The organism is Burkholderia sp. 28_3, from assembly GCF_003253915.1.
Taxonomy (GTDB): Bacteria; Pseudomonadota; Gammaproteobacteria; order Burkholderiales; family Burkholderiaceae; genus Burkholderia; species Burkholderia cenocepacia.
Window position 1 is genome coordinate 1 of sequence record NZ_QKZF01000063.1, and the last position, 5,499, is coordinate 5,499.

A 5,499-nucleotide genomic window follows, 5' to 3' on the forward strand; every position below is an offset into this window, starting at 1 on the left:
TTCATCGTCGTGGGTCCGTTCCGTGAGCTGTCTTCTAAACGTCCTCGGCTACGTCTGCGATGACCGCCGAGCCGAATAAATCAGCGTTTCCTTAGACGCCGCATGGCCACGTCAACGACGTTCGTGTCGCTATCAAAATTCATATCCCACACTTGAGAGGTAATAAACGCACGGGTCAGAATTTCGCCTTCGCGCTCAGCGAGCAGCTGGAGGAGAGCGAATTCCTGAGCCGTGAGATCGATGCGTGTGCCAGTTCTGCGGACGCGCCGTTTGATGAGATCAATCTCTAGGTCGGCGATTTGCAAAACCTCCCGCCCGTCTTGCTGCGTCCGACGAAGCAACGATCGTATCCGCGCAAGCAATTCCGCGTAAGCGAACGGCTTCGCTAAGTGATCGTCGGCGCCAAGTTCGAGGCCCGCAACCTTGTCCTCGACACTATCGCGTGCGGTCAGGAGCAGAACAGGGGTCTTCTTTGTCTCCCGGAGCCGGCGTAACACTTCGAAGCCATCCATACATGGCAGCATGACGTCAAGGATGAGCAGGTCAAAATGCTCATTCAATGCTAGGAAGAGGCCGTCCTCCCCGTTTGTTGCGGTCGAGACGCCATAGCTTGCCTCCGTGAGACCTTTGCGGAGGTAGGAAAGCATCTTCTCTTCGTCTTCGACAATAAGGATACGCATGATGGTGAGCTGTCTCGTCTCGTAATGCGGCGGTCGAAAAAATGTCTGTCGGCCGGCGCGCTTTGACGAAAGAAGATATCGCCAAACGTGCGGAATTTCCAGACCTTACGTTCATGACAAAATGGTCATCTGGTGGCAATGTGTGTGACTACATGAGGGGGGTAGTCTCCTCATCAACGGTTTGGTAGCGTCAGAGCGCAGTGGCGGCGCAATTGTCTACTCTCAAGGTCGGTGCGCGAGGTCGCGTGTCGTCGTAACCCAAGGCCCGTCCTGCGCGTGCCGACGAGGGGCCACAATCCGATGGGCGTCGTTGAGATGGTTGAGCGAGGTCGCAGGTCGAAACGCCAGCTATGACTCTAGCGCTGAACGTGGGGCTCGCCGCTTGTTGATTTAGAATCCGTGGCTGCCAAGTGGTGAAACTCAAACCAATATCAACTGGATACTGATAGATGCGATCGAATATCAGCAGACGAACCTTCGTGAAAGGCCTAGGCGCAGCCGGCTTGGTCGGCGGTTTGGGGATCTGGCGCCCGCAGGTCTGGGCGATGACAAGCCCGGACCAGCCTCGCGTGCAGGCGGGTAACGACTTCGATCTGTCCATCTCCGAAGCGCCGATCAATATTACCGGCCGGGCGCGAACTGCCACGATGATCAATGGGACGTTGCCCGGTCCTGTTCTGCGGTGGAAGGAAGGTGACGTCGTTACCTTACGCGTTGCGAATCGTATGTCCGATCAAACTTCGATTCACTGGCACGGGATTATCGTGCCTGCCAACATGGACGGCGTGCCAGGACTGAGTTTCAACGGAATCGACCCCGGCGAGACCTATACCTATCGCTTCAAAGTAAAGCAGCACGGAACTTACTGGTATCACAGCCACTCGTCGTTGCAAGAGCAAACCGGTGTGTATGGTCCGCTCGTGATCGATCCGAAGGATCCTGAGCCATTTAAGTACGATCGCGACTACGTGGTCATGCTCTCGGATTGGACCGACGAGAACCCTAAGCGCGTAAAAGCCAAGCTCAAGAAGCAATCGAATTACTACAACTTCCATCAACGAACGTTCGGGGATTTCATCCGAGACGTCAAGAAGGACGGTCTGAGCGCGACCATCGCTGACCGGAAGATGTGGGCTGAAATGCGCATGAGTCCTACCGACCTCGGCGACGTCAGCGCGTACACCTACACCTATCTCGCCAATGGGCTTGCGCCGAATGGAAACTGGACGGGAATCTTCCGTCCTGGCGAGCGAGTGCGCCTTCGTTTCATCAATGCTTCCGCGATGACCTATTTCGATGTCCGTATCCCCGGGCTGCGAATGACAGTGGTTGCCGCTGACGGCCAACCGGTCAAACCCGTCAGCGTCGACGAGTTTCGTATCGCAGTGGCCGAGACCTATGACGTCATTGTGGAGCCGACCTCCGAACCGGCGTACACCATCTTCGCGCAATCGATGGACCGGACGGGCTACGCGAGAGCGACGTTGGCTGTGCGCCAGGGCCTCTCGGCGCCGGTTCCGATGCTTGATCCTCGTCCGTTGGTTACGATGGACGATATGGGGATGGGGGGTATGGCAGGAATGGACCATGGCTCCATGGGGGGCATGACTGGAATGGACCATGGGTCGATGCAAGGTATGTCCGGAATGTCAGGCATGAGTGATGACTCGATGCAGGGTATGAGTAGCATGTCGGGGATGGACCACGGTTCTATGCAAGGCATGAGCGGCATGTCCGGAATGGATGGCGGTGCAATGAAGGGCATGGGTGATATGTCCGGCATGGATCATGGTTCGATGCAAAGCATGTCCGGGATGGACCACGGCTCCATGCAAGGCATGAGCGGCATGTCCGGAATGGATGGCGGTGCAACGAAGGGCATGGACGATATGCAGGGAATGAGCCACGCATCCATGTCCGGCATGAATCACGGTTCAATGCAGGGCATGGGCGCAATGCAGTCCCATCCTGCGACGGAAAATGGTAATCCGCTCGTCGATGCGCAAGCAATGAGCCCAACCCCGCGGCTTGACGATCCTGGCATCGGTTTGCGAAACAATGGTCGGCGGGTGCTGACATACTCCGATCTGCGAAGTACGTTTGCGGATCCAGACGGCCGCGAACCTGCTCGAACGATCGAATTGCATTTGACCGGCCATATGGAGAAATTTGTCTGGTCGTTCAATGGCGTCAAGTTCGGAGATTCTCAGCCCATTCGTCTCAAGTATGGTGAGCGGGTCCGGTTGGTGTTGGTTAACGACACGATGATGACTCATCCGATACATCTGCACGGTATGTGGAGCGATCTCGAAGACGACCAAGGTCGTTTCATGGTCCGCAAGCACACCATCGATATCGCGCCTGGCTCCAAGCGTAGCTATCGCGTCACAGCCGACGCGCTTGGTCGTTGGGCCTACCATTGCCACCTTCTTTTCCACATGGAGACTGGCATGTTCCGCGAAGTGGCTGTAGAGGAGTGAGGGCTCTCATGTTCGAAAAAAAGCAATATGGGAAATTTGCCGCCACGGCCGCGACCGTAATGTTTGTCACCATGGCGCCCGTATCGGCAATGGCCGAGTCCTCAGGATCGAATCAATCGGCAGGAGTGGGGGAGCCGACCATGCAACCGATGGAGTCCTCGCCGAAAAGCGTGCCATCGCCGGTACCGCCATTGACGGATGAAGACCGTAAAGCGGTCTTCACCGGCGGCCACTTGCATGATATGGGCGATAAGGAGATCAACTATCTGTTCCTGCTCGATAACCTCGAGTGGCAGAACGGCAGCGATGGCGGTGTTCTGAACTGGAATGGAACCGGGTGGGTCGGAGGTGACGTCGATCGTCTCTGGTTGCGGTCGGAAGGGAAACGGACAACGAAGGGACTTGAAGACGCCGAAGTTCAAGCGCTTTGGGGGCACTCGATCGGCCCTTGGTGGGATGTGGTTGGAGGAGTTCGCCATAACTTCAAGCCGGGAAGGTCGCAAACGTGGGCGGCTGTTGGTATTCAGGGACTCGCGCTCTACAACTTCGAAACGCAAGCCACTGCGTTCGTCGGACAGAGTGGACAAACGTCGATGCGCCTCGAAGGGACCTACGATTTCCTGATCACAAATCGCCTGATTCTTCAGCCGTCGCTGGAACTCAACATATATGGAAAAAGCGATGCAGCAAGAGAGCAGGGGGCTGGTTTGGCGAACAGTTCCTTGGGTTTGCGTTTGCGATATGAGGTCGATCGTCAGTTTGCGCCATACATTGGCATTACCTGGGATCGTTCATACGGCAACACCGCGCGCTTTGTTGAGCACGAGGGCGGGCGCCGGAACGAGGTGTCGTTCGTGGCCGGCGTACGTGTGTGGTTCTGAAACGCAGAAGCTTGCTTGCCGTACGGTGATTGAAAGTAGGGCAACAAGATAACTATCACTATTTACTTGAAAGGGAGATTTACTATGTCGCTCCAACGTTTTGTTTCGAGAACTTTCGTCGCTGCTGCTGGCCTCGTAGTCGCAACGGCTGCATTTGCTCACCCGAAACTGCTCTCGTCGACGCCGCAGGACAACACTGAAGGCTCCGCACCTCAGAAGATCGAACTTCACTTTTCGGAGAATCTGATGACTCAGTTCTCCGGTGCGGGCCTTGTGATGACGAGCATGCCGGGGATGACGGACCATTCCGCCATGAAGATCGCAGCCAAGGTTTCCGGAAGCGATGATCCCAAGACGATGGTGATTACTCCTGCTCAACCGCTCACGGCCGGTACGTATCGAGTCGACTGGCGCGCCGTGTCGTCCGACACGCACCCGATCACCGGGAAGATCACGTTTATTGTGAAGTGAATATTATGGACAGCTGGGTAAACATCGCAATTCGGTTCATTCTTTACATGGACCTGATGCTGCTCTTTGGCCTCCCGCTTTTTGGTCTGTATGCCTTGCAGCATCACGAGCGTCGATCCCTGCACATCACGAGACAATTTTCCGCCATCCTCGGCGGAGCGGCCGTAGTCGGGATTGTGATGTCCTTACTCAGCATGCTCGTACTGGCAAAGATGATGACGGGCGCGGAAGATTATTTCAGCGTGAGTCGGCACGCTTTTGAGATGATTGTGTCTGGCACGGCGTTGGGCGCAGCATGGGTCCTTCGACTCGTCGCACTCAGTGTCGCCCTCGTAGTCACGCCGCTTTTGGTGCGTCGCCCGACGTACGGATTCGCGATCACCGCCAGTGCCGGATTGATCGCGTTGGCCACCTTGGCTTGGGGTGGTCATGGGGCAATGGACAGCGGTGGCAAAGGTGTGCTTCATCTGTCGGCCGACATTCTTCATCTTGCTGCCGCGGGCGGATGGGTGGGCGCCTTGACGGCCTTTGTATTGCTGCTTCGCGTAAACCATGCATCACCGAATCAACAATTCGAGCTTTTGCAAAGGACATTGGCCGGCTTTGCCGCGATTGGGACAATGATCGTTCTGACGCTCACCGCAACCGGGCTGATCAACTACGGCATGATCTCCGGACTCACACTTAGTGGTTTGACATCGACGTTGTACGGCCAGCTCTTGTTGACTAAGCTGGGGTTTTTCGCTTTGATGCTCGCGCTTGCTGGGGCGAATCGCTTTCACTTGACGCCACGTCTCGAAGAGAAAATGCGAATCGGAGATCATGTTGGTGCAATAGCTGCTTTGCGCAAGAGCTTGTTGATCGAGTCGGGTGCGGCGACGGCGATCCTCCTGTTAGGGAAACGCTGATCAATGGACCAACTTCCGAAGTTGCAGGCGAGATGGCTTCAAATTTTCTGGATGACGAAGCGAATCGGCGCTCAATTCA

4 protein-coding genes and 1 pseudogene are annotated in these 5,499 nt (G+C 56.0%); 4 read left to right on the top strand and 1 reads right to left on the bottom strand.

Annotated features, from left to right (window positions below):
- Positions 1–83: 83 nt before the first annotated feature.
- Positions 84–680: pseudogene (locus tag DFS13_RS39420) on the bottom strand (response regulator); the annotation flags it as partial.
- 449 nt (positions 681–1,129) lie between these two features.
- On the opposite strand from DFS13_RS39420, the gene DFS13_RS39425 reads away from it, so the two are divergent.
- The 4 genes from DFS13_RS39425 to copD all read left to right on the top strand — a co-directional run bounded on the left by DFS13_RS39425 (position 1,130) and on the right by copD (position 5,420).
- Positions 1,130–3,160, top strand: a complete 2,031-nt coding sequence (locus tag DFS13_RS39425) for a copper resistance system multicopper oxidase (protein WP_027810005.1) — start codon at positions 1,130–1,132, stop codon at positions 3,158–3,160.
- A gap of 8 nt (positions 3,161–3,168) precedes the next feature.
- The gene (locus DFS13_RS39430; protein ID WP_089444650.1) at positions 3,169–4,041 is read left to right on the top strand and encodes a copper resistance protein B; all 873 of its coding nucleotides are present in this window, start codon (positions 3,169–3,171) and stop codon (positions 4,039–4,041) included.
- An 84-nt stretch (positions 4,042–4,125) separates the two neighbouring features.
- Positions 4,126–4,512 carry a copper homeostasis periplasmic binding protein CopC gene (gene copC, locus DFS13_RS39435; RefSeq protein WP_027810007.1) on the top strand — a complete coding sequence of 129 codons (387 nt, stop codon included), beginning with the start codon at positions 4,126–4,128 and terminating at the stop codon, positions 4,510–4,512.
- Positions 4,513–4,517: 5 nt separating this feature from the next.
- Positions 4,518–5,420, top strand: a complete 903-nt coding sequence (gene copD, locus DFS13_RS39440; protein WP_111442891.1) for a copper homeostasis membrane protein CopD — start codon at positions 4,518–4,520, stop codon at positions 5,418–5,420.
- Positions 5,421–5,499: the final 79 nt, after the last annotated feature.

Bases quoted from the DNA above. Each gene is read 5' to 3' on its own strand.
- DFS13_RS39425 (WP_027810005.1), top strand. From the start codon at position 1,130: ATGCGATCGAATATCAGCAGACGAACCTTCGTGAAAGGCCTAGGCGCA.
- DFS13_RS39430 (WP_089444650.1), top strand. From the start codon at position 3,169: ATGTTCGAAAAAAAGCAATATGGGAAATTTGCCGCCACGGCCGCGACC.
- copC (WP_027810007.1), top strand. From the start codon at position 4,126: ATGTCGCTCCAACGTTTTGTTTCGAGAACTTTCGTCGCTGCTGCTGGC.
- copD (WP_111442891.1), top strand. From the start codon at position 4,518: ATGGACAGCTGGGTAAACATCGCAATTCGGTTCATTCTTTACATGGAC.